General features: G+C 69.9%; 29 protein-coding genes. 20 read left to right on the forward strand and 9 right to left on the reverse strand.

The window, feature by feature from the left end:
• The first annotated feature begins 116 nt into the window (after positions 1–116).
• The 5 genes from JIX55_RS20740 (at position 117) to JIX55_RS20760 (ending at position 2,960) form a co-directional block, all read left to right on the forward strand.
• Positions 117–695 carry a phage tail tube protein gene (locus JIX55_RS20740; RefSeq protein ID WP_257564798.1) on the forward strand — a complete coding sequence of 193 codons (579 nt, stop codon included), beginning with the start codon at positions 117–119 and terminating at the stop codon, positions 693–695.
• 228 nt (positions 696–923) lie between these two features.
• Positions 924–1,211 (forward strand): hypothetical protein, encoded by a 288-nt coding sequence (locus tag JIX55_RS20745; RefSeq protein WP_257564799.1) that lies wholly within the window; start codon positions 924–926, stop codon positions 1,209–1,211.
• Between the two features lie 65 nt (positions 1,212–1,276).
• Positions 1,277–1,693: a hypothetical protein gene (locus tag JIX55_RS51465; RefSeq protein ID WP_443046477.1), complete on the forward strand. Its 417-nt coding sequence runs from the start codon at positions 1,277–1,279 to the stop codon at positions 1,691–1,693.
• A 56-nt stretch (positions 1,694–1,749) separates the two neighbouring features.
• The gene (locus JIX55_RS20755; RefSeq protein ID WP_257564800.1) at positions 1,750–2,412 is read left to right on the forward strand and encodes a hypothetical protein; all 663 of its coding nucleotides are present in this window, start codon (positions 1,750–1,752) and stop codon (positions 2,410–2,412) included.
• Between the two features lie 137 nt (positions 2,413–2,549).
• On the forward strand, positions 2,550–2,960 hold the full coding sequence (locus JIX55_RS20760; RefSeq protein WP_257564801.1) for a hypothetical protein: 411 nt from the start codon (positions 2,550–2,552) through the stop codon (positions 2,958–2,960).
• Positions 2,961–3,368: 408 nt separating this feature from the next.
• Here the strand turns inward: JIX55_RS20760 and JIX55_RS51470 are convergent, their stop codons facing one another.
• Complete coding sequence (locus JIX55_RS51470; RefSeq protein WP_257564802.1) at positions 3,369–3,593, reverse strand: hypothetical protein; 225 nt, start codon at positions 3,591–3,593, stop codon at positions 3,369–3,371.
• 282 nt (positions 3,594–3,875) lie between these two features.
• Between JIX55_RS51470 and JIX55_RS20770 the strand changes: the two genes are divergently transcribed.
• From JIX55_RS20770 to JIX55_RS20810, 9 genes are all read left to right on the forward strand, one after another.
• On the forward strand, positions 3,876–4,409 hold the full coding sequence (locus JIX55_RS20770) for a hypothetical protein (protein WP_257564803.1): 534 nt from the start codon (positions 3,876–3,878) through the stop codon (positions 4,407–4,409).
• An 11-nt stretch (positions 4,410–4,420) separates the two neighbouring features.
• A complete protein-coding gene (locus JIX55_RS20775) occupies positions 4,421–5,521 on the forward strand; it encodes a hypothetical protein (RefSeq protein WP_257564804.1) in 1,101 nt (366 codons plus the stop codon).
• 126 nt (positions 5,522–5,647) lie between these two features.
• Positions 5,648–6,487 (forward strand): hypothetical protein, encoded by an 840-nt coding sequence (locus JIX55_RS20780; RefSeq protein WP_257564805.1) that lies wholly within the window; start codon positions 5,648–5,650, stop codon positions 6,485–6,487.
• On the forward strand, positions 6,474–8,915 hold the full coding sequence (locus JIX55_RS20785; protein WP_257564806.1) for a hypothetical protein: 2,442 nt from the start codon (positions 6,474–6,476) through the stop codon (positions 8,913–8,915). Before JIX55_RS20780 ends, JIX55_RS20785 begins: the two co-directional genes overlap by 14 nt.
• Positions 8,908–9,246 carry a hypothetical protein gene (locus tag JIX55_RS20790; RefSeq protein ID WP_257564807.1) on the forward strand — a complete coding sequence of 113 codons (339 nt, stop codon included), beginning with the start codon at positions 8,908–8,910 and terminating at the stop codon, positions 9,244–9,246. The genes JIX55_RS20785 and JIX55_RS20790 overlap by 8 nt, the downstream gene beginning before the upstream one ends.
• Entirely contained in the window at positions 9,243–9,896 is a 654-nt protein-coding gene (locus JIX55_RS20795) for a hypothetical protein (protein ID WP_257564808.1), read from the forward strand. Before JIX55_RS20790 ends, JIX55_RS20795 begins: the two co-directional genes overlap by 4 nt.
• 77 nt (positions 9,897–9,973) lie before the next feature.
• Positions 9,974–10,852 carry a peptidoglycan-binding protein gene (locus JIX55_RS20800; RefSeq protein ID WP_257564809.1) on the forward strand — a complete coding sequence of 293 codons (879 nt, stop codon included), beginning with the start codon at positions 9,974–9,976 and terminating at the stop codon, positions 10,850–10,852.
• 19 nt (positions 10,853–10,871) lie between these two features.
• Positions 10,872–11,105, forward strand: a complete 234-nt coding sequence (locus JIX55_RS20805) for a hypothetical protein (protein WP_257564810.1) — start codon at positions 10,872–10,874, stop codon at positions 11,103–11,105.
• Positions 11,092–11,352: a hypothetical protein gene (locus tag JIX55_RS20810; RefSeq protein ID WP_257564811.1), complete on the forward strand. Its 261-nt coding sequence runs from the start codon at positions 11,092–11,094 to the stop codon at positions 11,350–11,352. Before JIX55_RS20805 ends, JIX55_RS20810 begins: the two co-directional genes overlap by 14 nt.
• 236 nt (positions 11,353–11,588) lie before the next feature.
• Here the strand turns inward: JIX55_RS20810 and JIX55_RS20815 are convergent, their stop codons facing one another.
• The 3 genes from JIX55_RS20815 to JIX55_RS20825 form a co-directional block, all read right to left on the reverse strand.
• A complete protein-coding gene (locus JIX55_RS20815; protein ID WP_257564812.1) occupies positions 11,589–12,158 on the reverse strand; it encodes a phosphoribosyltransferase in 570 nt (189 codons plus the stop codon).
• Positions 12,159–12,351: 193 nt separating this feature from the next.
• Positions 12,352–13,236: a DNA-processing protein DprA gene (locus JIX55_RS20820; RefSeq protein WP_257564813.1), complete on the reverse strand. Its 885-nt coding sequence runs from the start codon at positions 13,234–13,236 to the stop codon at positions 12,352–12,354.
• Between the two features lie 101 nt (positions 13,237–13,337).
• Positions 13,338–13,829: an ATP-binding protein gene (locus JIX55_RS20825; RefSeq protein WP_257564814.1), complete on the reverse strand. Its 492-nt coding sequence runs from the start codon at positions 13,827–13,829 to the stop codon at positions 13,338–13,340.
• 224 nt (positions 13,830–14,053) lie between these two features.
• On the opposite strand from JIX55_RS20825, the gene JIX55_RS20830 reads away from it, so the two are divergent.
• Entirely contained in the window at positions 14,054–14,902 is an 849-nt protein-coding gene (locus JIX55_RS20830; RefSeq protein ID WP_257564815.1) for a helix-turn-helix domain-containing protein, read from the forward strand.
• A gap of 11 nt (positions 14,903–14,913) precedes the next feature.
• Positions 14,914–15,096 (forward strand): DUF397 domain-containing protein, encoded by a 183-nt coding sequence (locus JIX55_RS20835; RefSeq protein WP_257564816.1) that lies wholly within the window; start codon positions 14,914–14,916, stop codon positions 15,094–15,096.
• A gap of 8 nt (positions 15,097–15,104) precedes the next feature.
• Here JIX55_RS20835 and JIX55_RS20840 read toward each other — a convergent pair whose 3' ends face one another.
• The 5 genes from JIX55_RS20840 to JIX55_RS20860 form a co-directional block, all read right to left on the reverse strand.
• Entirely contained in the window at positions 15,105–16,007 is a 903-nt protein-coding gene (locus JIX55_RS20840) for a hypothetical protein (protein ID WP_257564817.1), read from the reverse strand.
• A gap of 164 nt (positions 16,008–16,171) precedes the next feature.
• Entirely contained in the window at positions 16,172–17,353 is a 1,182-nt protein-coding gene (locus tag JIX55_RS20845; protein ID WP_257564818.1) for an acyltransferase family protein, read from the reverse strand.
• Positions 17,350–19,443, reverse strand: coding sequence for a glycosyltransferase (locus JIX55_RS20850; RefSeq protein ID WP_443046710.1), 2,094 nt, complete (start codon positions 19,441–19,443; stop codon positions 17,350–17,352). Before JIX55_RS20850 ends, JIX55_RS20845 begins: the two co-directional genes overlap by 4 nt.
• Positions 19,444–19,715: 272 nt before the next feature.
• The gene (locus JIX55_RS20855; RefSeq protein WP_257564819.1) at positions 19,716–20,426 is read right to left on the reverse strand and encodes a hypothetical protein; all 711 of its coding nucleotides are present in this window, start codon (positions 20,424–20,426) and stop codon (positions 19,716–19,718) included.
• Between the two features lie 519 nt (positions 20,427–20,945).
• Complete coding sequence (locus tag JIX55_RS20860) at positions 20,946–21,902, reverse strand: LysR family transcriptional regulator (protein WP_257564821.1); 957 nt, start codon at positions 21,900–21,902, stop codon at positions 20,946–20,948.
• Between the two features lie 83 nt (positions 21,903–21,985).
• Between JIX55_RS20860 and JIX55_RS20865 the strand changes: the two genes are divergently transcribed.
• The 4 genes from JIX55_RS20865 (at position 21,986) to JIX55_RS20880 (ending at position 26,644) form a co-directional block, all read left to right on the forward strand.
• Complete coding sequence (locus JIX55_RS20865) at positions 21,986–23,416, forward strand: MFS transporter (RefSeq protein ID WP_257564822.1); 1,431 nt, start codon at positions 21,986–21,988, stop codon at positions 23,414–23,416.
• A gap of 140 nt (positions 23,417–23,556) precedes the next feature.
• A complete protein-coding gene (locus JIX55_RS20870; RefSeq protein WP_257564823.1) occupies positions 23,557–24,852 on the forward strand; it encodes an ABC transporter substrate-binding protein in 1,296 nt (431 codons plus the stop codon).
• The gene (locus JIX55_RS20875; RefSeq protein WP_257564824.1) at positions 24,849–25,826 is read left to right on the forward strand and encodes a carbohydrate ABC transporter permease; all 978 of its coding nucleotides are present in this window, start codon (positions 24,849–24,851) and stop codon (positions 25,824–25,826) included. Before JIX55_RS20870 ends, JIX55_RS20875 begins: the two co-directional genes overlap by 4 nt.
• The gene (locus tag JIX55_RS20880; protein WP_257564825.1) at positions 25,823–26,644 is read left to right on the forward strand and encodes a carbohydrate ABC transporter permease; all 822 of its coding nucleotides are present in this window, start codon (positions 25,823–25,825) and stop codon (positions 26,642–26,644) included. The genes JIX55_RS20875 and JIX55_RS20880 overlap by 4 nt, the downstream gene beginning before the upstream one ends.
• Positions 26,645–26,656 lie beyond the last annotated feature (12 nt).

Consider the following 26,656-nt stretch of genomic DNA (forward strand, 5'->3'; position numbering starts at 1 on the left):
TGGTTGATCGCGCCCACGCGGCGGAGCCGCAAATCAAACACAGTCCCGCGCCCCTTTCGGGGCGCGGCAGCACAACCCCTCTCATTACGCACCCCATCTCTCAGAAGGAGTTACGCATGGCAGGCAGCAACGCCAACGAGATCCGTGTCGCCGGTACCGGGCGGATTCTGGTCGCCCCGGTCGGGACGACCGCGCCGGCCGATGTCACCTCCGCGTGGGGGTCCGGCTGGAAGGACCTCGGCTTCACCTCGCAGGACGGCATCAAGCTGGCGAAGAAGGACAAGCTCGACCCGGTCGAGACCTGGCAGTCCGTCTCCCCGGCCCGGTTCATCTACTCGGACCGCGACCTGACGGTGAAGTTCCAGCTGCTCCAGCTGAACGAGGACACCCTGCCGTTCTTCATGGGCGGTGACGCCGTCGCGGAGACCACCACCGGTTCCGGTGTGTACAAGTACGAGCTGGCCGCCGACCCGAAGTTCAACGAGAAGGCGATGGGCATCGAGTTCAGCGACGGCACGGACATCACGTACCGCTTCGTCATCTCGCGCGGTCAGGTCACCGAGACCGAGGAGCTGTCGCTGACCCGCACGGCCTCCATCAAGCTCGGTGTCACCTTCACCGCGCTGGCCGTCGACAACACCAAGCCGCTGGCCACCTTCCTGATGAAGGACCCGGCGTACGGCACGGCCTCCTGAGCCACGGCCCTCTGGGTCACGGCCTTCTGAGTCACGGCCTTCTGAGTCACGGCCTCCTGAGCCACGGCCTTCGCGCCTGAAGGCTCCCGATCCACCGCCCCCGCCCGTAATCCGGGCGGGGGCTCCCCCCCCCGGCGGGCGGGCCGGGACCTCCCCCCTCCCCGGCCCGCCCGCCACCCCTCTCCACCGACACACCGCCTGTGAAAGTCATCGACAAGGAGTAGCTCCATGGCATTCGACGTCAGCGCCGCCCGTGCCCAGCGGCAGGAGGCGCTCGGTCGCGCCTGGTCCTTCACCATCGAGGGGGACACCTTCACGCTCCCCACCGAGCTGACCCGCAAGACCGCGCGCACCCTGCGCGACCTCGACGACAACGACGTCGACGGCCTGCTGCGCACACTCCTGGGCGACGCCCAGTACGAGCGCTTCGACCGCCTCGACGTCACCATGCAGGACATCGCCGCGATCATGGAGGCGTACGGCAAGGAGACCGGGCTCGGCCTGGGGGAAGGCTGAGCCTCGGCGAGTTCGTCGATGAACACGCCGAGGCCCTCGAAGCGGACCTGCTCCGCCTCTACGGCGTGGACCTGCTCGACTGGCACCGCGGCCGGCTCTCCTCCCGCCGGCTCGCGGTGCTGGTCAAGCACCTGCCACGCGACAGCGCGACCCTCCAGGAAATCCACGGTGAGGCCGCCCTCTGGTCCGTCAACGACTACCTGCTGGCGTCCGTCGTCGACCAGCTCGCGGAGGCGAACTGGATGTTCGCCACGGTGAACCGGGACGAGGACGCGGAGCCGCTGGACTACCCGGAGCCGGTGCCGCGCCCGGTGACGGCGGAGGACGGGCGGACCGGACCGGCGTCCACGGCGGCCACGGCGGCCACGTCACGATCCGGCGCGTCGCCCTCCGGGGCGTCACCGTCCGGCGCGTCAGGGTCGTCGGCCGCCGAGCCGGTGCGAAACCCGACGCCCATCGAACTCGCCCAGTTCTTCTCTTGAGCCAGTTCTTCTCCTGAGCCCGGTTCCTTCTCTTGAGCCAAGGAGCGATCCCTCCCATGACCCTCTACACCCCACTCGGTGGGCTGCCGTATCCGCAGCCCGCCGATGTCGCCAACCTCCCGTTCCATCTCCAGTCCCTGGCCGAGGGCATCGACGGCCGTACGGTCCTGCGGTACGCGACCGCCGCCGACCGGGACGCCGCGATCACCACCCCGGCCGCCGGCATGGTCGCCTGGCTGACCAGCCCCGGCACGCTCAGCTACTACACCGGCTCGGCGTGGGTGGCGATGGGCGTCTGGAACACCTACACGCCGGCCTGGACGGCCTCGACGACCAACCCGGCGATCGGCAACGGGACGCTGACCGGCAAGTACGCGATCGTGGGCAAGACCTGCCACTTCACGATGCTGATGCAGTTCGGCTCGACGACGACGTACGGCAGCGGCGACTACTTCCTCTCCTACCCGGTCCAGGCGGGCGCGCTGGGCGGGCTGCCGCAGCACCAAGGGGTGGCGACCAGCGGTTCGGGCAGCAGCGCGGGCCGCGGAATGATCAGTTGCCAGCCGACCGCGAGCAGCAACGCGACGACGTACACGCTGTGGGGTCCGGCCTCGGCCTCGACCTCCCACCTCGGCCAGCTCGGCAGCAGCGGGCTGCTCGGGTACGCCTGGACGAGCGCCAACGTCGTCCGGATCGGAGGCACGTACGAGGTGGTGTGAGCCCCGACCGTACGGCGTGAGGTGGCCGGGAACCGTCTCCGTTTGGTCCTGGCCACCACAGGCACTTCGGGTATCCTGCGAGGTGCTATCGAGCATATGTTCGAAGCAAGTGTTTGGAGTCTGGGAGTGGGGGCCGAGTGACGAACAACGAGGGCGAGGCGTGGGGCGGCGTCGAGCTGGACAGAGCCGAGGCCGAGCTGCGGCAGGTCCTTGCCGTACGCATGCAACGCGCCGTCCCTGCGGACCTGGTCGTCACCACCCGGACCGAGATCGAGAAGCGCGAGTTCAAGGCGTACGGGCAGGGCTGGCGGGACCGGGGCGAGCACGAGGACCAGCGGCGCCGGTCCGCGGCCGCGCTCCGCAGCCCGGGCCACGGCCAGGCGGCACCGCCCCGCCGGGACCCTGGCGGCAAGATCCTTCCGTTCCCCCAGCAAACGCCTCCGCCGGCCTCGCCCCCTCACCAGCAGCAGACTCCGCCGACCGCGCCTCCTCACCCTCATCCGCACCCGCCGGCCGCGCGCCCGCACCCGTCGGACGGCGATCTGTAGGCCGTAGGCCCGCGGAACGGGACATTCACGTGTCCACGGTTCGGCGGACACACATGTCAATGGTCAAAAAAATCCCGGCGGTCCGACCGCCGGGATGACCCACGTTCGAGCTTCGGGATGGTCGGCGACTTCGATCGAGCGCTCTTCTCGACGAAACGGGGCCGCCGTTTTCGGGGCGGCAGGGCCGGGTCCTCGGCCGGCTCCCGGCCGGCGCCGTCGGCCCCCTCGGCATCCCGCTCTCCTGGAAAGCGCATAGGCGGCGAATTCCCGCCGTCCCATCTCCGCCGCGGTGAACAGCACGGCATCCGATCCGCCGTGCGCCCGCACCAGTCCGACCGGCCGAGCCGGCGCCCCCTCGCCGACGACGCCACCAAAGCGACGCTGACCAGCGAGTTTCGGGCATGCGGACTAGGCGAACGTAAGGACGCCGGTCACGACCACGAGTACGGACACCACCGCGATGAGCACAGGGGCCCACTTACCGGAGTCGGCGTCGTTGGCGAATCGGGCCCCCTTGAGATTGCTCGGGTCGTAGACGATGTCGACCGCGTCACCGATGCGAAGCGGCGGGCTGGTGAAGTAGCCCACCGTGGGCCTGACCGGTGTGCCGTCCGGGCCGACACACTCCATCACAAGTCCCACTTTGTCGCTGGTCCCCTCCTTGGCATGTTCCACACATACTGCGCGCGCTCGAATTCCTTTTCTTCGGAGAGCACTCCGCGAAATATGATTCACCACAAGACTCACCAGGACAATGCAGAGAAAGATAAGAATTCCCAGCATTCAAGCCCCCCACTGACTACCACCCGGATGAAAGGAAATACGCCCCGAGAGTAGCAGAGGGCCCCACCGAACAGCATCTGTACGGCACACATCCAACCCTGCCCGAACCAGGATAATTCGGAAGGAGGGGTCGTGGCTGACTCCAAGAACGACGAAATCCTCACCAAGATCCAAGAGGTTAAGACTCGGCTGACGGACCAGAGCACCAACGGACTCGTTACCCGGGCATATCTCGACCAGAAACTCAAGACGAATCCTGAAAAGAAGAGCGACACCAACAGCGACACCAACAAGGAGAAGAGCGAGGAAAAGCCCCCGCCAGGCCTCCTGAGCCAGTTCCTCGAAGTGACCGGCCTCAAGCCTGTGGTCGAGGCTTTCAAGTCCGGCGGATGGCTCGTGGGCGCGGGAGCGATCCTCGCCGCGGTCGGCGTGAAGCTGATCGATTTCGAGGCTCTCCTTTCCGGGATCCTCAGCAAGTCCGGCCGCCAATTGGGAACCAATCAGTACGGTTTCCCCAGCGTCAGCCCCGCACCCCCCGAGCCGGTCGTCGCGGAAGCCGGCAGCCAGGCCGAGAAGCTGCAGAAGCTCAATAAGGCGGCAGAGGACCTGACCTCCAGCCTCCGCGATTTGTCAACAGCGATGCAGCAAGCGGAAAACAGAGCCTGAAGGAGGATGACATGGGACTGAAGAACTCTTTCCTGGCAGCCGCCGGCGGGGCGTCCAAGATGCAGAAGAGCATCAGCGGAGCGACTTCCAGCCTGCAGCGGATCCAGAACATCGCAAAGACCGCGGCGGCTTCGGTCGGAAGCCTCAAGAACCCGGCGAATCAGGCCGCGCCCGCTGTCGGACGGGTCAAGAGCAATGCGGACCGGACCGCCTCTTCTCTGGTGAAGCTCAAGACCTCCGCCACCCAGGGCGGCACCGGCTTGAGCAAGCTCAGGTCCGAGGCGAATGGGCTCAACACCGGTGTCGGGAAGGCCAAGGGCGGCAGCGACAAGCTCAAGTCCTCGCTCGACAAGCTCAAGTCGTCCGCCGACAAGACCAAGACAGCGCTCCAAGGCGTGAAGAAGCAGGCCGATGCCGTCGAGAAGTCGGTGGGGAAGGCCGGGAAGAACGCCGACAAGGGCGGGAAGTCCATGGGCAACCTCGGCAAGGGACTCAAGGGCGCCTCGCTCGCCCAGAAGGGGCTCAACCTCGCCATGGCGGCCAGCCCGTTCGGGCTGATCATGACACTGCTCGCGCCGCTGATCGCCCAGTTCGTGAACATGGACAAGGTCGCCGCCCTGGTCAAGCGTGGGCTCGTCGCCGCCTGGAGCGCCATCAAGAGCGCCTCGTCGTCGGCGGCGAAGATGCTCGGGCCGCTGTTCAAGGGGGTCGTCAACGGGTTCATGCTGCCGTCGCGGATGCTGATCCGGGGGCTGAACGCGCTGATCGGCTCGCTGAACCGGGTCAAGATCAAGGTGCCGGACTGGGTGCCGGTGATCGGTGGCAAGGGCTTCCAGTTCAACCTGCCGACGCTCCCCGTGCCACAGCTCGCCAAGGGCGGCATCGTGCAGGCCCGTTCCGGCGGCACGCTCGCGCTGCTCGGTGAGGCCGGCGAGCACGAGGCGGTCATCCCGCTGTCCAAGCTGGAGCGGATGCTCGGCTCCGGCGGCGGTCTGCGCACCCTCGCCTCCGCCGTGGAGCGGCTCGCCGACCGGCCCGTCGTCATCCAGGTCGACTCCCAGCAGATCGCCCGAGCCGTGTTCCTGGGCCAGCGGCAGCTCGCCCGCCGGTAACGACATCGGGCGGAGTTCCACAGCACCACCCCCACCAGCATCAGCATCAGCACCGGTCGATGGCATTCGGCACCCGCCGCCATCGGCTTTTTTCATGCCCTCAACCGCCCACCACCAGGGGAAATCATGGGAAACCTTTGGATCGGCCCGCCCGGTTCCATGTACGAGATCGATCAGGCGGCCAAGTCCTTCGACCGCACCGCCGATCTGGGCGTCAGTGAGTTCAAGTCGCTCGGCGGTCGGGTCACCGTCACCCGCAACCTCGCTCCGGTACGCCGGATCAAGCTGTCCTGGGACCTGCTGCCGCCGGCGCACGCCCGGGCGCTCGACCGGATCGCCCGGCGGGTCGACAGCTCGCTGGCGCCGACCGTGTTCCTCGTGGACCCGGCCGCCGGCAATGTGCTCACCGCAGGTCAGGCCCTCGGCCGGGGCACCACCAAGGCCGTCGACATCACCGGGCTCGCCCAGTGGTTCACCACCTCGACCGGCACGGTGGCCGAGAGCGCCACGGCCGCCGGTACGTTCACCTTCACCGCGGTGGACACGAACAGCGCCCTGGCCTGGCGCTGCGTCGGCACCGTCGGCAACTTCCCGGTCTCGCCGGGGCTCCAGGTCTCGTTCCGGGCTCCGACCGCCATCGCCGCGCTCGGCACGGAGAGCGTCGGCCTGGATTTCAAGAGGGTCGACGGTTCGTACATCAGTACGGCATCCGCCTCGGGCGCGCTGGTCACCGGCACCGTCCCGGCCGGTGCCGCGTACGTCACCCCGACCTGCAAACCGGGCACGGCAGGCACGTACTCGCTGGCCGGCGCCTGCCTGACGTACGGCGGGACGGCGGCGGACGGCGTCCCGGGTGACGGGCTGCCGCCGATGTCCGTGACCGGCTACAGCGACGCGCCCGGCCGCCCGCTCCCGTTCCGCAACTTCAGCCTCGACCTCGTGGAGGTGTCCAGTGCAGCAGGCTGACGACGCCACCGAGTCCGCGCTCGCGGCCGGTGAGCGCACCACCACCCACACCACCCGCCTCGGCGGCAAGGACGTCTCGGCGCAGGTCCAGTCGTGGCAGGTGGAGCGGTCGTACGCGACCGATCTGCCGGCCGCGATGCGGGCCTTCTCCGGTTCGTCCGCGGCGCAGCTGCAGGTGCAGCTGTCCGGCACGGCGGGGAACTCGGCGCCGGAGATGTACTCCCCGTGGGCCGACCGGGCCACCGGGGACGTCGTACGCCCCGGCCAGTCCGTCGTCCACGAGAACGGGGTCGGGGGCGCGAAGCTCCCGGCGTTCCGGGGCACCGTCCGCTCCCGTTCCGCCACCTCCGGGACCGACAGTGTGCAGGTCACCGCGCTGGACGGGGCGGAGCGGCTGCGCGGCCCCGCCGTACTGCCGAAGCCGTACGCCGGGTTCCTGTGGAAGAGCGGCCGTCCGGTGTCGTCCGCGACCTGGTGCGTGTCGGAGCTCCTGCGCCAGGGCGGGGTGTACGCCTGCCCGCCGCCCCGGTACCCGGACTTCGTCGAGGGCCGGCCGCTGACCCTGCTGTACGCCTCGCTGCACGGCGGGTTCAGCACGCCGTACGGGCAGCCGGAGCACGTACCGGACCCGAGCACCTATGTCTTCAGCAGGGAGGGCGCGCCGCACGAGCTGGCGCTGGTACCCAAGGGGCCGCAGCTGAAGGCCAGTTGGTTCCCGCGCAGCCGGGTCACCGTGCCCGGCAGCCGGATCTTCGTCGAGGCCTGGGTGAACAACGCGGTCTCGTACGGCGACCTCGTCGACGACGCGGTACCCAGCAACAGCGACCGGGTCACCCTCCAGTTGCAGCTGAACCGCAACGGCTCGGCCACCGGCTATCTGGAGCTGATGGTCGACTTCGCCGAGGGCTGGGTCCGCATCTACTCCTCGGACACGGCCAACGGCAGGTACTTCCAGTGGTCCGGCATCAGCGAACCGACCCTGCGCGGCATCTGGCAGCAGCGTGGGGTCTGGCACATCGGCGCCTTCTTCGACACCAGCTCCACCGGCACCAGCGTCTACCCCACCGTCCGCCCCCAGCTGACCGCCCCCGACGGCACCCGGTTCCTCGGCACGGCGGAGACGTACACGGACCCCTCGGCGCTCCAGCCGGCCTCGGAGCTCCGGCAGATCAGCCTCTTCACGGACATGCCGACCGAGTGCGTCCAGGTCACCAGTGGCCTGGCGGCCATGCCGGGCCTGGAGGAGTTCTCGCACACCGGGGCATACGCCTGGACCAAGAGCGTCGAACTCGACGACGCCATCCTGCCGTTGACCGTGCTGCCCCGGGTGACCGGTTCGCAGTGGGAGGTGATCTCGCAGATCGCCAAGGCGAGCATGTCGACCGCCGAGATCGACGAGCGCGGCGTCTTCCGCTGGCAGAACTACTCCCGGTTCGCCACGAAACCGACCTCCGCCGACCTCACGCTCACCAGCGTGCGGGAGATCGCGTCGCTCACCGCGACCGAGGAGATCGACGCCTGCCGCAACTACTGCATCCAGCCGTACAAGGACTGGACCGGTATCACCGGGCCCGTCACGGCGACGACGTTCACCGACACGGTCATCCGCACGATCCCGGCCAGTTCGACGACCACCGTCAAGTATCTGATGGCGGACGACGAGTACGACGTCAGCCCGCCCGGCACGGACGACGACTCCGTCACCGAGCCGGGCACGAACGTCCGCTTCGGCACCGCCGCCACCGGTGGTACGTCCGTCAAGGGCGCCGTCGACCTCCTGGTCCGCCGTGAGGACGGCTACCTAGTGGTCCGGTTCGCCAACCGCGGCACGCAGACCCTCTACACGGCCACGAAGACGGGCACGCCGTCGTTCGTCCTGCAGACGTTGAAGCCGTCCGCCGACCCGGTGGAACGCCAGGCCATCGCCTATCTGGAGGATCCGGCGAACGATCCGGCAGGGGTCGCCAGCGAGAAGTTCTACGGCCGCCAGGAGTACACCGCCGAGACCACCGACTGGGTGCAGGACGCGTCCGTCGCCGCCGCCCTCGCCCACGCGATGCGGGACGCGGGTGTCCTGCCCGTGCCGGTCATCGGCGACGTCGAGGTGCTGTACGACCCCCGCATCCAACTCGGCGACGTCGTACGGGTGGTGGACACCACCGGCGCCGCGCTCGACACCCTCGCGTGGGTCGTCGGCGTCCGCACCTCGGCCACGGCCGACGGCGGGGTCCAGCAGACGCTGACCCTGCGCGGTGTCGACCCCGGCCCGCTGCCGGCCGACGCCGGGCTCACCCCGGACGCCCCGAGCAACCCGGCGACGGTGACGTACGCGACGTACGCCTCCGTCACGAGCACCTTCCCGACCCTCGCGCAGCTGACCGCGTCCGGGCTGAGCTGGGGAGAGATCAAGGAGTCCGCGCATGTCTGAGAGCAGTTCGGAGACGGTGCCGGTCGTGCTGGCCGAGGAGCAGCTGCTGCGCCTGGCCTCGGCCGTGGCGACCAGCCTCACCGCGTACTTCGAAGCGAAGGAGGAGCAGGTCACCGTAGTGGACGCCGCTCCCGTGGAGGTGACCGTCACCGAGAACGCGCCCGAGGAACAGCCCGCACCTGACGAGCAGGAGGAGGACGAGGTCACCGCCTCGCCCGACGCGGCGGGCGGCAACAGCACGGCGGAGGAGGAGCCGCAGCCGGTGGAGGAGACCGATCCGGACGCCGGGACCGACACGGAGACCGAGGCAACCGGAACGGAGTCCGCATGACCGCCTACACCCCCCTCAACGGGCTGCCGTACCCCCAGGCCACCGACACGGCCGATGTCCCGGCGCACCTCCAGTCGCTGGCCGAGGCGATCGACAGCCGTACGGTCCTGCGCTTCGCGACCGCCACGGCCCGCGACACGGCGATCACGACCCCGGCGCCCGGCATGGTCGCCTGGCTGACCAGCCCCGGCCAGCTCACCCACTACACGGGCACGGTATGGGCCCCGGTCGCCCCCGTCCCGGTGTTCCTCTACAACAACGACGCCGGTACGACGACGTCCACGACCCCCGCCGAGACCCTGACCAGCGCGACCGGCGACCCCCTGGTGGCCGCCTTCGTCGCGCCGCCGACCGGCAAGGTGATCGTCACGGTGGGCTCGATGATGTTCAACTCGTCCGCCACCACCTGCTACATGGGCGCGACCGTCAAGAAGGTCTCCGACGGCTCGGTCTTCCTGGCCTCCGGCATCGACCGCGCCGCCATGATCATCGGCACCGACCGCGCCTCCACGTCCAGCCAGTTCCTGGTCTCGGGCCTCACGGCGGGGACGGCCTACTCGGCGACCCCGACGTACTGGTCGGCGGTGCCCACGAGCACGAACACGGCCAACTACGACAACCGCTTCATCAGGGTCGACCCCATCTACTGATCCCCACCTCCAACAACCCCGGTACGCCGCCCCACCTGCGGCGCACCGGGGTTTTCGTATGCCCGAAGGAGCCACCCATGGCCACACCACTCTCGGCCGCCGCCTTCGAGGCGGCCCTGCGTGCCGAAGGCGTCACCGTCAAGGAGCACGGCAACTGGTCCACCCACAACCGCAACGCCATCGGCGCCTGGGGCCCGGCCCAGGGCGTGATGCTGCACCACACGGCCGGCTCGAACAGCGTCTCCCTGTGCCGTACGGGCATGGCCGGTCTTCCGGGCCCGCTGTGCGTGGCGGTGATCGCGAAGGACGGCACCGTCCACCTCGTCGGCTACGGCCGCACCAATCACGCCGGCCGCGGCTCGACGGCCGCCTACAACGCCGTACGCAACGGCACGACGATCCCCTCCCGCCCGGGCTCGGACGCGGTCGACGGCAACGCCCACTTCTACGGCTTCGAGATCGAGAACCTCGGCAACGGCCGCGACCCGTACCCCGACGCCCAGTTGGTGGCCGTGGAGAAGATCGCGGCGGCGGTGTGCCGCGCCCACGGCTGGGGCGCTGGCCGGGTCATCGGCCACAAGGAGTGGACGACCCGCAAGATCGACCCGACGTTCTCCATGCCGGCGATGCGGACGCGGATCGCGAAGCGCCTGACCAAGACGGCGAGCGGAGGCAACGCGAGCGGCGGCAGCGGAACACCGGCCGTCACCTACGAACCCTTCCCGGGCGCGGCGTTCTTCGCCGCCGGCCGCCGCAGCGCGGTCATCACGGCCATGGGCAGACGCCTGGTGGCGGAGGGCTGCGGCCGTTACGAGGTGGGTCCCGGCCCGTCCTGGACCGCCGCCGACCGCCGTTCGTACGCCGCCTGGCAGCACAAGCTCGGCTACTCCGGCACCGACGCGGACGGCATCCCGGGCCGCGTGAGCTGGGCGAAGCTGCGCGTCCCGCGCATCTGAACGGAGGTTGAGGACAACGATGACCGACTCGAACCGCAGAGCGGTACGTACGGCGTTCCAGGCCATGTTGGCGGTGGCGGCCGCCGTCCCGTTGCTCGCCGACACCCCTGGGGTCGCCGACCTCCCCGGCTACGCCACGCTGGTCGTCGCGGCCACGGCGCTGAGCCGGCTGATGTCCATGCCGTCGGTGGAACGCCTGCTTCCACCGTGGCTCAAAGCCGATACCGAAGAGGGCGCCGATGGTGAGCAGTGACGAACGGGCCACCGTGGCCCTGGAGTTGGAGCGTCTGCGCCGCGCCGTCGACGTGGGCTTCGCCACCACCCGGGGCGACCTCGCCCTCCTCCTCCAGCGCGCCGACCAGACCGACAAGACACTGTCCGAACACGAGGACCGCCTGGACGCCCTGGAGCGCTCCCGCTGGCCCCTGCCGTCCTTGGCCGCGCTGACGTCGTGCGCGGCGCTGGCCGTGACGGTGTGGTCGGCGACGACGTCACGGTAGGCGGTGCAGGGTGGTGGGGGCGGGTTCTCCGCCCCCACCACCGATCAGAAGCCACCGATCAGCAGTGATCCAGGAGCGTGAAACTACGCCCGGGATCCTCCCCTCGGGAAGCCCCTTCGCCCTGTCACTTCGAGCATGCGATCAAGTGGACTCGCAGTGTCACTCCCCCATCCGCCGGAACTCCTCGTACAGCGCCGAGGCGGCTACCGGTCGCCATGGGCCGCCTTCTCCACGGTTCAGCCGTGACTCCAAGGCCGAAGCGCGCAGGCATCCCAGGAGAAGCGGCGCAGACGTGCCTGCTCGACATGCGTGGCAGTGTCGCCGTAGGTGGTGTTGAGATGGCGTCCAAGGACGACGACGGCCACGCTGCCTGCGCCAGAGGCCTTCAGAGCTGCCGTTGCGGACTGGGCGTGGTGGCCGGTGGTCCAGGTGTCGTCGATGAGCAGGACGTTCTCACCCCAGAGCGCCGATGAGGTGTAGCGCGAGGGGGAAGCCGTGCGGCCGAGGCTGGTCGCGTTCGGCGCCGGTGTGAGCAGGTCCCGGTGACGGTCGCGGGTGGCGCCGACCATGTCGGCCACCATGGTGCGCAAGGGATGGTCGTCGCGCCCGCTGGTGCTGGGAACCGTGGTGACGACGCCGAAGCCGGGGACGGCGCAGTGGGCCGCGACGCAGCCCTCGTGCAGGGCGAGGAAACGCCACAGGACGGCCGCGAGGCCCATGCGGAAGTACTGCCGTTGCGGGCCCGCAGTGTTCTTGTAGCGCCACAGCTCGTTGGCGTACTGCTCATTCTTGAGGGCCAGGCTCACCGGGGCCACGGCGTCGGCGACCCCCGCACCAAGGGTTCGCCTGGCCTCGTGGCACTGCCAACACGTGGGATAGCCTGCCTTCGCGGGACCTCGGCATACCTGACACACGCCCGTGTCCGGCAGTAAAGGGTGAACCAGAAAGTTGGCGTAACGGGCGGACAGCCCTTCGACGGTTGCCACCCGGATCCGCCGGTTACGCCCAGGTCAGCTCGCCCGTGGCGGGGACGAGTGAGTCGAGGTGGCCGAAGACGTCGTCCGGGCCGTCGATGACGGTGGTGTTCGGTCGGCTCGCGTACTCCCGCGCCCATTCGTGAGTCATGAGGGAGCGCATGAGGAAGACCCGGCGGCCGTGTTCCAGGGCGAGGCGGGCCTGCATGCGAGCCCCGCTGCGGTACGCCGCCTCGACCACCACCGTGGCCAGGCTGTAGCCGCTCATCACAGCGTTGCGCATGGGGAACGACGCCTTCGAGGGCGCCGCGTCCGGCCAGAACTGGGAGAGCACCAGTCCTCGCTCGGCGATCTCCTGCTGCAGGCGGGCGTTCTGCGCCGGGTAGGCGTGGTGCAGGCCTGTGCCGACAACCGCGACTGTCCGGCCGCCGACTGCGAGCGCGGTGCCGTGTGCTGCCGTATCGATCCCGGCGGCCAGGCCGCTGACCACCGTGACTCCGCGCTCGGCAAGTCCCCCGGAGATGGCGCGAGCGTGGGCGATTCCCTCGGGCGTGGGGGTGCGAGTGCCGACGACGGCGACCCGTAGGTCGTCCTCGACAGCGGTGCCGCGTAGGAACAGGAACGGCGGCCGCTGATGGACCAGCCGCAGGTAGAGCGGATAGTCCTCGTCAAGGATCGTCACCAGGCGCATGCCCTCGCGCTCCCATGCGGCGATCTCGGCAACGACGGCCTTCAGATCCACGGAGGGCTCGGTGTCGAACAGAGCGCCCTGGCCCGAGGCATCGAGCACGCTCTCCAGGACCTCGCGGGCGCTCCCGACGGTCTCGATCTGGTCGGTGAGCTCGGGCCAGGAACGCCCCCCACGCCGCAACAGCGCGACGAGTGCGGCTCGCTCCAGGTCCTGGTCCATGGCTTGAGTATAGGGACGGCTCCGTGACCGGACGTCCGGCAGACGAGAAGCGCGGTACTGGCCGACGGCCACCCATACGTCGGCTGCGGCACGGTCCGCGTTCAGACAGCTACGCATTGCGGCCCTACCCCTGCGCCACCCAGCTCGAACCACATCAACTTCCCTCCACCTCTCCCCAGGCTCCCGCCCTCCAGCGGCCAGCACCCCCACCGGTCGGCGCACTCCCGGACGAGGAAGAGGCCGCGGCCGTGGTCGATGTCCGTCGAAGGCAAGGGTGGGGCGGGTACGGCGTCAGGGTCATCGAACGGAGGCGGGACGTACGCGCTGTCGTCCCAGACGAAGACCCGCAGGTGACCGCCACCGAGGGCGACCAGGCGTACGGAGGAGGGGCCCTTCGCGTGCTGGTACGCGTTGGTGACCAGCTCCGAGGTCAGCAGCTCGGTGACATCGACGATCTCATGGAGGCCGTGGCTGGAAAGGGTCGCCCGCACGGTCACGCGGGCGATCCGGGCGGCCCGAGGGTCGCAAGGCAGACGAAGGGCGTACTTCCAGCATTCGGGCGAACGGGAGTCGAGCGGGGATACGGTGACCATGAACGCCTCCGGGGAGAAAGGGGACTTGGGCTCGCTCAACGCCGGTGTCGTGCGGTGGCAGTGCCTGGGTCGGTGCGCTTCCGGCTTACGGGCCGGGCCAGTTGAGCGGTACGGGAATCACCGTAGCCGAGACGATGTGAGATTTAATATCGATCGGGCGCTAGAGTTCACAATTGCCTCCTGTGGGTGACCACAGAGGCACGGCATAGACGAGAGAGGGCCCAGTGCCACCCAGCACCCCCACCCTGCGCCAGCAGCGCCTGGGTGCCGAACTGCGCAAGCTCAGGGAGCAGGCAGGGCTGTCGTCCAGCGCCGCTGCGGGGCTGCTCGGCGTCAAGCAGGCGCAGATCAGCAGCATCGAGGCGGGTCGCTACGCCGTGAGTGCCGATCGTGTGCGCACCTTTGCCCGTACCTACAGCTGCGCCGACCCGGCGCTAGTAGACGCCCTCGCCGCGATGACCGGAGGCCGCACGCGAGGCTGGTGGGACGAGTACCGGGAGCACCTGCCGGTCGGGCTGATCGACCTTGCTGAACTGGAGCACTACGCCACCGAGTTGCGCGTAGCCCTGGTCATCCACATCCCCGCCCTGCTACAGACCACGGACCATGCCCGTGCCCTCTTCCGTGGCGTCTTCCCGCCACTGCAGCAGTACGAGATCGAGCACCGGCTCACCCATCGCATCAAGCGGCAGGGCATCCTCCACCGGGAAGAACCCACTCCGTACACGGCGACGATCCACGAGGCAGCGCTGAGAATGGGATTCGGCGGCCGAGACGTGACCGCCAAGCAGCTCCGGCACATCATCGACACGAGCGAACTCACCCATGTCACCGTCCGGGTCGTCCCCTTCGGCGGGGAAAGCTTCCACGGCACCGGCCAGGGCATCGACTACGTGGCGGGGGCGGTGCGCCAGCTCGACACCGTGCAGCTGGACACCCATCACGGCTGCGAGTTCCTCGACGGCGAAGCCCAGTTGAGCAAGTACCGAGCCGTGATCGACCACATGGAGGCGAGCGCCTTGACTCCCGAAGCATCGCGCGACTTCATCCATCGCGTCGCGCACGACCTCTGAGAGGCCCCGGCATGTCCACCCACTGGCAGAAGTCCACCTACAGCGGCGACGCCTCCAACTGCGTCAACATCGCCACCGCCCCCACCGGGCACCTGCTCCTCCGCGAAAGCGACACCCCCGCCACCATCCTCACCACCACCCCAGCCCCCCTCCGCTCCCTCATACAGACCCTCAAGGGAGCGAAGGCGAAGTAGCAGCGGCGTCAGCTCGACGACTCGCCCACATAGCTGAGCCTGTCCGTGCCGCCGGCCTCCCAGGTGATGATCACGTCGTTGCCGGAGCGGCGGACCGTGCCGAAGGTGATGTCCTCGTCGGCGACGTCCTTCGAGGCCATGGGGGTGAGGGCGATACGGAAGCTGTTCTCGTCGCGGTAGGCGCCGACGCCCGTCATGATGCCCTTGCCGCCGACCATGTCGATGTAGGAGAGCGGGTGCTGGCCCTTGCCCTCCCCGGTGGTCTGCTCGGCGCCGATCGTCAGGGTCCTGGCCTCGTCGTCCTGCCACTGGCCCTCGACGCCCGTGGCGGGCGCGACGGACGAGCCGCCGTCGTCCAGACCGCCGTCGGGCGTCGTGGTGGCCGTGTCGGTGGCCTCGTCGGTGGGCTCCTCCGTCGGGCTCTCGGACTCGGTCGCCGTCGCCGAGACGCTCTGCCCGGGCTTGGCCGTGGTCTCGTCGTCCCCGTTGGAGGTGAGGAGGAAGATGCCACCGCCGATCACCGCGAGCGCCGCCACCGCGGCGACGATGATCAGCGCGACCTTGCCGCCGTTGCCGCCGGAGGGCGGGGGCGGCGGCGGGTAACCCCCGTACTGGGCACCGTAGTTGGGCGCGCCAGGAGCACCCGGCATACCTGGAGCTCCCGGCATGCCCGGCGCACCGTACGGCGGCTGCCCGCCACCCCCGTACGGCTGCCCGCCACTGCCGTACGGCTGCTGCGGAGCCGTCGCGTACGGGTTCGGCGGCTGGTCCGGGACCTGGCCCGGGGCCGGCGGCTGCCCAGGCACCTGGCCGCCTGGAGCCGGCGGGGGCGTGTACGGCCCCGGGTACGGCTGCTGCGGCGGCTGGGCGCCGTAACCGTCGTGCGGCGGCTGGCCGGGAGGCTGAGTCATCGGCGGGTGTCACTCCTTGAGTCGCTTCGGCGAGGCACGACGTGCGCGGAACACCTGCCTCCAGCGAGCCCAACATCCACCACCCGCTCAGTCGTACGCAAGTGCGTATCCCGGTTGGTTACGCGGTCAATACATGACCGACCATCCCCAAGCCCCGCACCGCTTCACGGCCTTCGCGGACTCCGCCCGCCCTCCGCACGCTTCGGCCACAACCGCGGCCTCCGCCGGGCCGCCAGATCCTCCGCCCAGCCGAACGCGACGACACAGCAGGCGATCAGCAGCCAGGTCACGACCAGCACGGGCCAGACGCTCTCCAGCAGCCACGGAACGTTCCGTTCGAGGAACACCACGCTCCACAGCCGGTCCCACTGGGTCGCGGCGACCAGGACGCAGGTGTTGTGCCAGAGATAGATCGTCACCGCACGGGAGTTGAGGAGGGTGATCGCCCCGTCCCAGCGGCGCAGCCGGGGCGGCCACTCGGGCCACGACGGGCTGATGTGCAGCAGCAGCGCCACCGTGGCGAAGGACCAAAGGGACTGGGCGAACGGCATGCTGTCCAGGTCGTTGCCGTCGCCGAAGCCGTGGTTCAGGGCGTACCAGAGGCCGGCCAGGGCGATCACCGGGGCGACGGACGGAACGATGTACCGCGGGAGGCGCTTGAGGATGCCCTCCTGGTGGGCCATGCCGAGGATCCAGCAGGCGCCGAAGGTGCTGAAGTCCGTCAGCCCCGAGGCGAACCGCTCGCCCGGCAGTTCCAGGAGGCCCAGTTCGAACACCCCCGCCAGCGCGATCGGCGCGAGGACCGTCACCACCGGCACCGCCCGCAACGCGCGGAGCAGCAGCGGGGAGAGGAGGACGTACCAGAGGTAGGCGCGGACGTACCAGAGCGGCCCGGCCAGCTCCACGGCCCAGTCCGCGCCGATGAAGCCCTGCACTCCGGGCAGGCCCTCGGCGTACGGCGGGTCGCTGATCGGGAGGATCCAGAACGTGAGGTGGAACCACCACCAGAGGGGATGCCCGTCCGCGTCCGGCCCCCAGCCCTGGATCACCATCCCCGTCACGCCCACGACCCCCAGCAGCCACACCGGGGGCAGCAGCCGGCGGAGCCGGCCCCGGATGACGTCCACCGCCGGGCGCCTCAGCGAGCGCGCCATGAGGTTGCCGGCGAGCGCGAACATCACGCCCATGGAGGGGAAGAGGAGGGGCAGCCAGGCCCAGCCGGTGAGGTGGTAGAGCACCACCCGGAAGAGCGCGAGGGCCCGGAGCAGGTCGAAATAGCGGTCTCGGGCGGGAGCGGTCGGCGCCGCCGGGGTCCGCGGGGTGGAGTCCTGGGTGAGCGTGCTCATCCGACCGGCCTCCGCTCCCCCGCCCGCTGGGGCACGGCCGGTTCCTGGGGCGCGCCCGGCAGTCCCACGGCCCCCGTCCGCCGCAGCTTCTGCCAGCGCAGCCGGCCGCCGGTCAGCGCCGTGATCCACGACTGCAGCAGGACGACGTACATGAGCTGGCGGTAGAGCATCTGCTGGAGCGGCAGCGAGATCAGATGCGTCATGCGCTCCTTGTCGAGGTGGAACGCCAACGCCGCGCACACCGCCTGGACGGCCAGGACGCCCAGCCAGGCGCCGATCGTCTTCTCCGTCGGCCCGAACACCAGCCCGTAGAGCAGGAACACGTCGATGAGCGGGGCCAGCAGGGGCGCCACCACCATGAACAGCGACACCAGCGGCAGGCCCACCCGCCCGAAGCGGCCGGACGCGCCCCGGTCGAAGAGCGAGCCCCGGTGCTTCCAGATCGCCTGCATCGTGCCGTACGACCAGCGGTAGCGCTGTGACCACAACTGCTGGACGGATTCCGGGGCCTCGGTCCAGGCCCGCGCCTTCTCGGCGTACACGACGTGCCAGCCGTCGCGGTGCATGGCCATGGTGATGTCGGTGTCCTCGGCGAGCGTGTCCTCGCTCATGCCGCCGACGCGTGTCAGCGCCTCGCGCCGGAACGCCCCGACCGCGCCGGGGATCGTCGGCATGCAGCGCAGGATGTCGTACATACGGCGGTCGAGGTTGAAGCCCATCACGTACTCGATGTGCTGCCAGGCGCCGATGAGGGTGTCCCGGTTGCCGACCTTGGCGTTGCCCGCGACCGCGCCGACGCGGGGGTCGGCGAAGGGCTGGACCAGCTCTCGGACGGTGGACGGTTCGAAGACCGTGTCGCCGTCCATCATGACGATCAGGTCGTGGCGGGCGTTGGCGATGCCCCGGTTGAGGGCGGCCGGCTTGCCCGCGTTGAGCTGCCGTACGACCCGGACGCCCGGCAGGTCCCGGCCCAGCTCCTCGACGATGCCGGCCGTGCCGTCGCTGGAGCCGTCGTCGATGACCAGCACCTCGATGGGGTGGTCGCTCGCGACCAGCGAACGGACCGTCTTCTCGATGCACTTGGCCTCGTTGTACGCCGGGACGAGCACGGACACCGGTTCGGTGACGGGCCCGTCCGGTCCCCAGCGGAAATCGCGACGCCTGACCTTGCGGGCGTGCGCGATCGACAGGATCAGCATCAAGCCGAAGCGGGCGAGGACGAGGACGCCGACGACCGCGAGGGCGACGACGAGGAAGCTCGTCGTCTTCTCCGAGATCTGCACGAGCGTCACCCAGACCTTGCCCTTCCACAGGCCGAGCCCCGTGACCGGCGTGTGCGCGCTGGGCGCCTTGAGGGCTTCGGTCAGGGTGTCGAACTCGTAGCCCTTGACCTGGAGTCGGCTGATGTAACGGTCCAGCGCGGCGACGGTCTGCGAGCGGTCGCCGCCGGAGTCGTGCATCAGCACGACGGCGCCGTCACCGTGCTCGGGCGTGGACCGGCGGATGATCTCGTCGACGCCCGGCCTGCTCCAGTCCCGGCTGTCCGTGTCGCTGACGACGGTGATGTAGCCGCGGCTGCCGATGTACTGCGTCACCGGCCATGTGCGGTTGTCCATGCGCTCCGAGAACGAGGAGTACGGCGGCCGGAACAGCGAGGTGCGGATGCCCGCCGCGCCCGCGAGCGCGAGCTGGTTCTGGGACAGCTCCCAGTCGATACGGTCCTTGGACTGGAGGGTCAGATCCGGGTGGTTGAAGGTGTGCAGACCGATCTCGTGGCCCTCGTCGACCATCCGCCGGACCAGGTCCGGGTAGCGCGAGGCCATCGTGCCGGTGATGAAGAAGACGGCCTTGGCCTCGTGCTTCTTCAGCACGTCGAGGACCTTGGGGGTCCACACGGGGTCCGGCCCGTCGTCGAACGTCAGGACCAGCTCGTAGTCGGGGATGTCGAGGCTGAGCTGGCGTCCCGGGCGGGTGTCGATCACGGGCCCGCCCTTGAGTATCTTCTTCGGCACCCGGTCGTTCGCCACGGGCGCCCCGACCCGGTGGTCCGCGAGGATCTCGCTGTGCACGTATCCGCGCAGCATCAGCATCGCCATCAGCGCGAGGAGCAGCACACAGGGCAGCAGATGGCGCAGCGGCAGGCGCCGCCCCGAACGCTTCTGCGAGCTCTTCCGCGAACCCTTCCGCGAGCGCTTGGCGGAGCCTTTCGCCGTACTGGCGGCGGTGCCGTGGGCCGGGCTCTTCGCCGTGCCGTCAGCCGTACTCTCGGCCGTGCCTTCCTCGGCGCTCATCGACGAACGCGGTGAGCGGGTGGGGCGCTGGGCGGCACGCGAGGGCGTGCCGCCGCGCTTGGAGCGGGTCATCAGGCGGGAGTCTCCGGGTTCTGCGGGTCCTGGGGGCTCCGCGGGCTCTGCGGGCTCTCCGACGTCGCCGGGCCGGGCTCGACGGGTGTGGGGGACGCCGGGCCGTAGGCGACGGTGTCCGTGCCGGAGCCCGTCCCCGGGGCGGCGGAGTCCGAGGGTGTCGGCGAGGGCGTGACCGAGGGGCTGGTGTCGACCTTCGGCGGCTCGGACAGGGAGGCCGACGGCACGGGGGTGGCGCTGGCGCTCGGCTTCGGCTGCGGCGGGACGTCGGCACTCGGACCGGCCGAGGGCTTGGCGCTCACGGATGCCTCCGGCGTCCGGGCACGGCCCGACGAGCCGGTCGGGGACTTGGCGCCCGGCGAGGACGTCGCTTCCGTACGACCCCAGCCCGGCCCCGCGTCCGGGACGAGGCCGTCCGCCGCGTCGGACCGGTCGGCCGACTCGGCCGGCAGCGGCGGTGTGTCCACCTTGCCCGCCGGCTTGTCGTGCTTCTGCATCGGCACCGGCAGCCAGGGCGCGTCCGAATTGCCCGACACCAGGGTGCCGACGATGACCACGGCGTACGCCGCGCAGGCCGTGCCGACGGCGATACCGAGCCGCCGGTAGAGGTTCCTGCGCCGCCCCGACTCGTCGACGAAGACCGGCCCGTCGGAGTCGCCGGCACCCGCCGCCGCGTCCTGGCCCGGCCCCTCGTCCACTTCGCGTCCCACACCGTCGAGTTGGACGGTCACCTCATGCGGGTCGTGATGGCGACCGGGCTGATCGGGCTGCTCCCAGGGCGCCGACAGGACACCCGACGCGCCCGGCTCACACCCCGAAGCTCCCGAGGTCCCCGAAGCCCCGTAAGCCCCGGAAGCAGTCGGCTGCTGAGGCACTCCGACACCGGTACTCGACTGCCCGGAGACGCCCGCCCCGTACTCCCGTTCCCCCCGGGACACGGCTCCCGTTCTGCCGACGGCCTCGGGCCAGACCACCTCGTCCTCGGAGCCGCTACCACCACGGCCTCGGCCAGGGCCTTCGCCATCGGTCGGCTGCGGCTGAATGCCCTTGGGCCAGTTCTCGACGTGCACGCACTTCCCCCCACGGGATCGTTCCGGGTGCGTGTTCGATGCCGGGCTGTCGCACTTTCCTGTACCGGACCGGGCCCCCACCCGATCCGGGGCGCCCCGCCCATCACACGCACCCGGGCCCCGAATGTAGGGGTGGGGGAGATGTCTACCTGTGTGATATCAGGTGAAGGTCATCATGATGAGTGCATCTGTGGCCGGAATCCACCCGTCCTCCGGATGTGATAGCCATACTTCCGCCCGCGCCAACGCGACGGCGGCCCGCCGCAACGCGTCGAGTCCGGGATGCGCGAGCCCCTTCCGCCACACCAGCGAGACGGGCGACAGCGGCACGGGATCGACGAGCGGTCGCGACACCGTGCCCGGCATGGGCGGGAAGTCCACCACCGCCAGCACAGGCGTCCTCGTCTTGGCCATGATCCGCTGGAACTCCTCCTCCCCCACGGCCAGCGGGGCGGGCGCCGCGACCTCGATCCCCCGCCCCTCGAACAGCCGCGCCGCCAGTTCCGTCCACTCCGGCGTACGGGGATTGCCGGCCCCCGCGTACACGCTCTCCCCCGCGAGTTCCGCCAGCGGTACGGCGTCCAGCGCGGCCAGCCGGTGGTCCTCGGGCAGGATCACGGTCATCGGCTCGTACCGCACGGGCTGCTGTTCGAGCCGCGCCCGCACCGCCGGATCGAGCCCCGCGAACCTCCCGAACGACACGTCCAGCCGCCCCGCGAGAATCTCGGCCGCCGCATACGTCAGCCCGCTCTCGTACCGCGCCATCAACTCCAGCTCCGGCGCGAGCTCACGGGCCCGACGCAGCACCCGCACCCCGGTGGCCAGCCCCGGCGAATTCAGATCCACCAACAGGGGCCGGACCTGCCGAAACGCGGTCACCAACTCCTCCTGCGCCTCCAACACCCGCCGCGCGTAAGGCACCAGCCGCTCCCCGTCAGCCGTCAACACCACCTGCCGAGTCGTCCGCACGAACAGTTCCGTGCCCAACTCCCGCTCCAGCCGCCGCACATCCCGACTCAGGGCCTGCTGAGCGACGTAGAGCCGGGCGGCGGCCCGGGTGAAGTGCAGTTCTTCGGCGACGGCGAGAAAGGCGCGGAGGAGACGGGGTTCAGGCACCCCGGGAACTTACAACCGAAGTGCGTGAATGACCACGGAGTAGGTGTTGGACGGTGGATCACCACCCGGGCGACGGTGAACACATGCCGACTCCCCCGCCCGAGAGGGCCCACTCCCCCCTGCTCACAGTGACGGCGGACACGCTGGTGGCAGCGGACTTCACCGCTCGTCGCAGGCCAGGGCCCGCGCCCCTTGGGGAGCGCGGGGAACCGCGCGACCAGCCACCACCGAACCGCACCCGCCGAACAACAGACGCCCCCGGGCTCCCAGGCGCCACAACCCCCTACCGCGCCCTCTTCCACACGCCGGGCACCCTCCGCTTCACCGCCGCGGGCGTCCTCGCCCGCCTCCCCATGGGCATGTTCAGCATCAGCGCCATCCTCATGATCGCCGGCTCCAGGGACTCGTACGCCCTGGCCGGCGCAGTCGTGGCAACCGGCCTCGCCGCAACCGCACTCGTCGCCCCCTGGACCGCCCGCCTGGTGGACCGCCACGGCCAGGCCCGAGTGGCGGTCCCCGCCACCGCACTCGCGTTCCTGGGCAGCCTCGCCCTGATCACCTGTGTCCACTGGAACGCCCCCGACTGGACCCTCTTCGCCTCCTACGCGGCCACCGCCACCGCCCCCAACACCGGCGGCATGTCCCGAGCCCGCTGGGCCCACCTCCTGAAGGACGACCCGGCAGCCCTCCACACCGCCAACTCCTTCGAACAGGCCGTGGACGAGCTCTGCTTCATGCTCGGCCCGGTCATCGCGGCCTTCCTCTGCACCACCCTGTTCCCCGAGGCCGGCACCCTCATCGGCGGCCTCCTCTGCATGACCGGCGTACTGGTCTTCGCCACCCAACGCGCCACGGAACCGCCCCCCACCGGCCGTACGACCACGAAGTCCCCCCTCCGTGCCCCCGGCATCCCGCCCCTCCTCGCCGTCTTCCTCGCCACCGGCGCGGTCTTCGGCTCCCTGGAGGTCGTCACCATCGCCTACGCGGACGCCCGGGGCCACCCCTCGGCGGGAGGCGTGATCCTCGGCCTGCAGGCGGCGGGGTCCTGCGCGGCGGGCCTGGCCTATGGCGCCCTACGGGTGACAGGCCCCGCGGAACGCCGCTTCCGCTGGTGCCTGGCGGCGATGACGACCCTGATGGCCCTCCCCTGGCTCACCGCCACCGCCACCGGCTCCCTCCTGCTCCTCGCCCCGTCCCTCCTCCTCGCCGGCATGGCCACCGCCCCCACCATGGTCACCGCCATGTCCCTCATCCAACGCCGCACCCCCGAGGGCCGGTTGAACGAGGGCATGACGCTCGCCGTCACCGGCCTGCTCGGCGGTATCGCGGGCGGATCGGCACTCGGCGGCTGGGTGGTGGAACACGGACCGGGATCCGGGTCCGGCACGGCGGGCTTCGGGGTGCCGGTGGCCGCGGCGGCCCTGGCCCTGCTGATCGCCTCGGCACAGCGCACCGCCGGACGCACCGCCGTTCGACCCGCCGAACCCCCGACGAATTCCCGTCCGTCCCATTGACGCGCCCTTAGCCCGCCCTTACCTTCCGTCGAAGCGCTTCGACGTCACGCATCGAAACGATTCGACCACGCCGTTCGACGACCGTCGTACGGCCGCCGCGTGACGTCCCGAGAACCATCCGACTCCCTTGGAGGCACAGGATGTCAACGGTACGAAGGCGTGTGGCGGCGGTGGCGGCGGGGGCCCTGAGCGGGGTCCTGCTGCTGGCCTCCTGCGGCGACGCGGAGAGCGGTTCCTCCGACGGCAAGACCCTTCGCCTGTGGCACTACGAGAGCCCCGACAGCGCGATGGGCGTGGCCTGGAACGCGGCGATCGAGGAGTTCGAGAAGACCCACCCGGGCGTGAAGGTCGAGTTCGAGGAGAAGGGTTTCGAACAGATCCGGAAGACCGCCCCGATGGTCCTCAACTCCTCCGACGCGCCCGACCTCATGGAGTACAACAAGGGCAACGCCACCGCCGGACTCCTTTCCAAGCAGGGGCTCCTCACCGACCTCACCCCGGAGGTCACCGAGCGCGGCTGGGACAAGAAGCTCAGCGCCGGCGTCCGTACCACCAGCCAGTACGACGCCAAGGGGGTCATGGGCTCCGGCAACTGGTACGGCGTGCCGAACTACGCCGAGTACACGATGGTCTTCTACAACAAGGACCTCTTCGAGAAGCACGGCATCGAAGAGCCCACCACCCTCGCCGAACTCACCGCCGCCATGGACAAGTTCGTCGACGCGGGCATCACCCCGCTCGCCAACGCCGGCGCCGAGTACATGGCACAGCAGTACCTGTACCAGCTGGCGCTGAGCAAGGCGGACCGCGCGTGGGTGGACTCGTACGAGCTGTACGAGGGGAAGACGGACTTCCATGACGCCGCGTGGACGTACGGGGCGGAGACCTTCGCCGACTGGGTGGAGAAGGGGTACATCAGCGAGAAGTCGACGGGCACGAAGTCCGAGGACGCGGGCGTCTCCTTCATCCAGGGCAAGGCGCCGATCCTGTTCTCGGGGAGCTGGTGGTACGGCCGGTTCAGGGCGGAGAACACGTTCGACTGGGGCACCTTCCTGTGGCCCGACACGAACCTCACGCTCGGCTCCGGCGGCAACCTCTGGGTCGTCCCGAAGGGCGCGAAGAACAAGGAACTCGCCTACGACTTCATCGACATCACCATGTCGGAGAAGATCCAGAACCTGCTCGGCAACGAGGGCGGGGTCCCGGTCGCCGCCGACCCCGCCGCCATCACCGACGCGCGGGCCAAGGACCTGATCGCGGACTTCAACACCCTCTCCGACGGGGACGGACTGGCCTTCTATCCCGACTGGCCCGCCCCCGGCTTCTACGACGTCCTCGTCTCCGAGACCCAGAAGCTGATCACCGGCAGCGCGGACCCGGACGCGTACCTGGACGCGATCGGTGAGGCGTACGAGAAGGACGTACCGGAGCAATGACGGCGACCGTCGAACGGGGGTCGGCGGTGGGCAAGGAGGGCCACGCCGGCCGCCCGCACCACCGCGACCGCCGCCGCCCCGGTGACTCGTACGCGCTGTTCCTCCTCCCCGGCGCCCTCGCCTTCTTCGCCGTCGTCATCGTGCCGTTCCTGATGAACACGGGTGTGAGCTTCACCGACTGGCAGGGGGTCGGCGGCCCGGAGTGGTCGGGGCTCGCCAACTACCGGGAGCTGATGGGCGATGCGGACTTCTGGGCGTCGTTCCGGCACAGCCTGTTCATGGTGGTCGCCATGGCCGCCGTACCGACCGCGCTCGGACTGGTCCTGGCCGCCGCCCTGTTCGACCACGTCGGCAAGCACTTCGGCAGCCGGGTCACCGCCGTCCTGCGCGCCTGCTTCTATCTCCCCCAGGTGCTGCCGATCGCGGTCGCGGGCATCGTCTGGAGCTGGATCCTCGCCCCCGAGAACGGCTCGCTCAACGAGTTCCTCAAGGCCGTCGGCCTCGGCTCCTGGCAGCAGGACTGGCTCGGCGACCCGGGCCTCGCCCTGTGGACCGTGATGGGCGTGATGGTGTGGGTGCAGCTCGGCTTCCCGCTGGTCGTCTTCATGGCGGGGCTGCAACGCGTCGACCCGGCGCTGTACGAGGCCGCCGAGCTGGACGGCGCCGGCTGGTGGCGCCGCTTCCGGCACATCACGCTGCCGCAGATCCGGCCCGAGATCCATGTGGTCCTGCTGTGGTGCACGATCGCCGCGCTCAAGGTGTTCGGCGCGGTGTACGTCCTGACGAAGGGCGGCCCCGGCGGCGCCACCGACGTCCCGTCCTACTTCTCCTTCACCACGTTCTTCGAGAAGACCCAGGTCGGCTACGGCGCCGCGATCTCCACCGTCCTCACCGTGATCATCCTCGCCCTGGCCCTGATCGGCCTGAGGCTCCAGACGCGCGCCGAGGACGCCGAGGAGGGAACACGCGTATGACCGCCCTCCGCCGCTACCCGGTCCTCGTGGCCCTCGGCGTCGCCGCCCTCTTCATGATCGTCCCGTTCCTGATCGTGGCCGTGAACGCGGTCAAGTCCCCGGCCGAGTACTCCCAGAACGGCCCCCTGAGCCTCCCCGACGGCCTCTACCTGGACGGGCTGAAGGACTTCTGGGAGCGCGTGGACTACAGCCAGAAGCTGCTCAACTCCGTGCTGATCAGCGGCTCGGTGGCGGTGCTGGCCGTTGTTCTGTCGGTCCTCAACGCGTACGCGATCGGCATCGGCCGGCTGCGGGGCCGTACCTGGATCCTGGCCTTCTTCGTGCTCGCGAACATGCTGCCGCAGGAGGCGCTGGTCTACCCGGTCTACTTCCTGTCCAAGGAAGCCGGCATCTACGACACCCGCCTCAGCGTGGTCATCGTCTTCACGGTCATCCAGGCGGCCTTCGGCACGTATCTGCTCGCCTCGGTCCTCGGGCGGTTCCCCCGCGAGATCGTCGAGGCGGCCCGGATCGACGGCGCCACCAAGTGGCAGGTCCTGTGGCGGATCGTCGTCCCCGTCAGCCGCCCCACCCTCGGCGTGCTCCTCGTCTTCTTCTTCGTCTGGACCTGGAACGAGTTCCTGCTCCCCCTGGTCATGCTGATCTCCAACGACAACCAGACCGTCTCGGTGGCCCTCGGCGTCCTCCAGGGCCAGCGCCTGATGGACGCCACGATGACCAACGCGGCGGCCCTGCTCGGCCTGCTCCCCGCCCTCGTGTTCTTCCTCCTCTTCCAGCGAACACTCACCCGCGGAATCGCCGTGGGAGCCGTGAAGTAGGCCGTGACATAA

The sequence above is a fragment of the Streptomyces sp. DSM 40750 genome, assembly GCF_024612035.1.
Taxonomy (GTDB): domain Bacteria; phylum Actinomycetota; class Actinomycetes; order Streptomycetales; family Streptomycetaceae; genus Streptomyces.

Coding starts and splice junctions, on each gene's coding strand:
- JIX55_RS20745 (WP_257564799.1), top strand. CDS start 924: ATGGCATTCGACGTCAGCGCCGCCCGTGCCCAGCGGCAGGAGGCGCTC.
- JIX55_RS20755 (WP_257564800.1), top strand. CDS start 1,750: ATGACCCTCTACACCCCACTCGGTGGGCTGCCGTATCCGCAGCCCGCC.
- JIX55_RS20880 (WP_257564825.1), top strand. CDS start 25,823: ATGACCGCCCTCCGCCGCTACCCGGTCCTCGTGGCCCTCGGCGTCGCC.
- JIX55_RS20790 (WP_257564807.1), top strand. CDS start 8,908: ATGTCTGAGAGCAGTTCGGAGACGGTGCCGGTCGTGCTGGCCGAGGAG.
- JIX55_RS20820 (WP_257564813.1), bottom strand. CDS start 13,236: ATGGACCAGGACCTGGAGCGAGCCGCACTCGTCGCGCTGTTGCGGCGT.
- JIX55_RS20795 (WP_257564808.1), top strand. CDS start 9,243: ATGACCGCCTACACCCCCCTCAACGGGCTGCCGTACCCCCAGGCCACC.
- JIX55_RS20740 (WP_257564798.1), top strand. CDS start 117: ATGGCAGGCAGCAACGCCAACGAGATCCGTGTCGCCGGTACCGGGCGG.
- JIX55_RS20870 (WP_257564823.1), top strand. CDS start 23,557: ATGTCAACGGTACGAAGGCGTGTGGCGGCGGTGGCGGCGGGGGCCCTG.
- JIX55_RS20840 (WP_257564817.1), bottom strand. CDS start 16,007: ATGACTCAGCCTCCCGGCCAGCCGCCGCACGACGGTTACGGCGCCCAG.
- JIX55_RS20805 (WP_257564810.1), top strand. CDS start 10,872: ATGACCGACTCGAACCGCAGAGCGGTACGTACGGCGTTCCAGGCCATG.
- JIX55_RS20845 (WP_257564818.1), bottom strand. CDS start 17,353: ATGAGCACGCTCACCCAGGACTCCACCCCGCGGACCCCGGCGGCGCCG.
- JIX55_RS20875 (WP_257564824.1), top strand. CDS start 24,849: ATGACGGCGACCGTCGAACGGGGGTCGGCGGTGGGCAAGGAGGGCCAC.
- JIX55_RS20800 (WP_257564809.1), top strand. CDS start 9,974: ATGGCCACACCACTCTCGGCCGCCGCCTTCGAGGCGGCCCTGCGTGCC.
- JIX55_RS20780 (WP_257564805.1), top strand. CDS start 5,648: ATGGGAAACCTTTGGATCGGCCCGCCCGGTTCCATGTACGAGATCGAT.
- JIX55_RS20810 (WP_257564811.1), top strand. CDS start 11,092: ATGGTGAGCAGTGACGAACGGGCCACCGTGGCCCTGGAGTTGGAGCGT.
- JIX55_RS20825 (WP_257564814.1), bottom strand. CDS start 13,829: ATGGTCACCGTATCCCCGCTCGACTCCCGTTCGCCCGAATGCTGGAAG.
- JIX55_RS20835 (WP_257564816.1), top strand. CDS start 14,914: ATGTCCACCCACTGGCAGAAGTCCACCTACAGCGGCGACGCCTCCAAC.
- JIX55_RS20775 (WP_257564804.1), top strand. CDS start 4,421: ATGGGACTGAAGAACTCTTTCCTGGCAGCCGCCGGCGGGGCGTCCAAG.
- JIX55_RS20865 (WP_257564822.1), top strand. CDS start 21,986: ATGCCGACTCCCCCGCCCGAGAGGGCCCACTCCCCCCTGCTCACAGTG.
- JIX55_RS20850 (WP_443046710.1), bottom strand. CDS start 19,443: ATGCTGATGCTGCGCGGATACGTGCACAGCGAGATCCTCGCGGACCAC.